Origin of the sequence: Rhodococcus sp. (in: high G+C Gram-positive bacteria) (assembly GCF_049286785.1) — a bacterium.
In the GTDB taxonomy this organism is placed as follows: Bacteria; Actinomycetota; Actinomycetes; order Mycobacteriales; family Mycobacteriaceae; genus Rhodococcus_F.
In genome coordinates this window covers 1-2,146 of sequence record NZ_JBAQEO010000730.1, presented here as the reverse complement: position 1 = coordinate 2,146, position 2,146 = coordinate 1, and the positions used below count along the sequence as shown (strand labels likewise).

The 2,146-nt window shown below is 64.4% G+C and carries 2 protein-coding genes; one reads left to right on the top strand and one right to left on the bottom strand.

Going from position 1 to position 2,146, the window contains the following annotated elements:
- Positions 1–76 precede the first annotated feature (76 nt).
- Positions 77–742 carry a GAP family protein gene (locus tag WAW17_RS26460; protein ID WP_422335837.1) on the bottom strand — a complete coding sequence of 222 codons (666 nt, stop codon included), beginning with the start codon at positions 740–742 and terminating at the stop codon, positions 77–79.
- Positions 743–1,334: 592 nt separating this feature from the next.
- Between WAW17_RS26460 and WAW17_RS26455 the strand changes: the two genes are divergently transcribed.
- Positions 1,335–2,146 (top strand): potassium channel family protein (locus WAW17_RS26455; RefSeq protein WP_422335836.1); only part of this gene is annotated, 812 nt, incomplete at its 3' end.

Sequence of the window (2,146 nt, the reverse complement as noted above, 5' to 3'; positions counted from 1 at the left end):
GTCGATGTGGATTCTCACGCAGTGTGTCGGCCACGGCGACCGATCAGGGGGTCACGCCGACCATGCGGGCAGCCGCCTACAGCCCGCCCATCCCGTTGCCGATCAGAACCACGCCCAGAATCAGCAGGACCGCCGCCATGATCGCCGCGTGGTGCCGGGTCATCCACTCATCGGCCATCGCGAGCGCGCGATCGGCGCGGTCCGCGAACACGCCCCGAACCACGGCCGGGGCGGCCACGCCCAGGCTTGCCACGACCGCGAAGACAACCAGCGCCACGACCTGCTCGAGCACCCGCGCAGTCGCGTCCGCAATGACAGCTGTGCCGGCCACGACCAGGGCGAGGTTCTTCGGATTCGCCGCCGCAAGCAGAAACCCCAGACCCAGAGCCCGTCGAGCGGTCATGGTCTGTGCGGCCGCCATCCACCGGGGCACGGTGGACTCCTCTCCGGACTGCGGCCGTGCGTACCACTTCCGGACAGCCATGAGGACCAGGACGATCCCGAGCGCGAGTTTCACAGCACCGGCCCACCAGGTGGGCTCGTCGGCCAGCATGATCACATCCGCAACCGCGAGCACCACGGCGCCCACGACGATCAGGCCCGCGACCCAGCCACCGATGAAGGCGTACGACACACGCACCGGCCGTTTGGTGACCAGGACCACCGACAGCATCACCATCGGCAGCGCGGCCAGTAGCAGGCCTACCGCGATCGGTAGGGACTGCCCGATCACGCCTATCACGGATTACCCCTCGGAGTACCGATCATCGACGAAGAATAGTCGCATCAGCTATCCGCTGGAGGACGGCACAGGCACGCGATCTTCTCTGGACCCTGAGAAAGGGGTCTTGCTCGCAGGCGCGGCTGACATCCCATACCTGACAGTGCCAAATGAAATGTTGGACGACTACATCCAGTGGCCGACGATCAACGGAAAGATCGTGACACCTTCCACCATGGATGCTTGTGCTCTTCTTTCGACGCCGTCCGGTGCGGACCTTGATGCCCGGCCGGTTCCTCGGTGATGTCCTCGAGTAACCGGGCTTGTGCCCGCCGCTTCACCGACGAGATCGATGACTTCGCTGCCACGCCCACACCCGTCCTCCGACCTGCTCGACAACGACCACTGAGCACCGTGGGTGCTGCGGACGACAGCGTGCCACGCCGCTACCCGCACAGCACGACGGAGGGCGCGATGTCCGCACTTGCCCGGATCGGCGCGTGCACAGAATTTTTCGCACGCAATATGCCCATACAGGACATCCCGGTCACCGGAAGCGTATCGATGCCTGAAATGCCCTCTCCCGTCTTAGCCGGGGAGAAGAATCAGGGTGGTGAGCCCTCTGGGTCGGATCAGTCGAGCGCTGTTGGCGTTCGCGCTGGTGGTTGTCGCCGGTACGGCCGGTTACATCTGCCTCGGCTTCGGGGTCCTGGACGCCCTCTATCAGACCGTCACCACGATCACGACCGTCGGATTCCGCGAGGTACACCCGCTCACCGGCGTCGGACAGTTGTTCACCATGATTCTCATTCTGGCTGGGGTAGGCACGGCGCTGTACATGTTCGGCGTCCTCCTCGAGGCGCTCATCGAAGGCCACCTGCGCCATCACATGGAAAGACGGCGAATGGATCGACGCATCAGCCGGATGACCGGCCACATCATCATCTGCGGATGGGGAAGGGTGGGCACTGCGAGCGCGCAGTACCTCAGTACCCTCGGCCGCGAAATCGTGGTCATCGACCGCGATCCAGAGCGACTCCGAGGCATTGAGCATCCCACCGTAATCGGAGACGTCACCGACGACCGAACCCTGGAAGCTGCCGGGATATCGCAAGCCCACGCCTTGATTTCTGCGCTCGACACCGATGCCGACAATGTGTACGTCACGTTGTCGAGCCGGGCACTGCGGCCTGACCTCGTCATCATCGCCCGCGCCCGTAACGAGGGGTCGATGTCCAAGCTGGTCCGCGCCGGCGCCAACCGGGTGGTCAACCCGCAGCTGATCGGCGGGCGCAGGATGGGCTCCTTTGCACTGCAACCCCACGTGGCCGAATTCCTCGACGTGGTGATGCACGACGAAAGCTTGGACTACCGGCTCGAGGAAATCACGGTTGGCCCGACTTCACCGTGGTTGGGGTACACGCT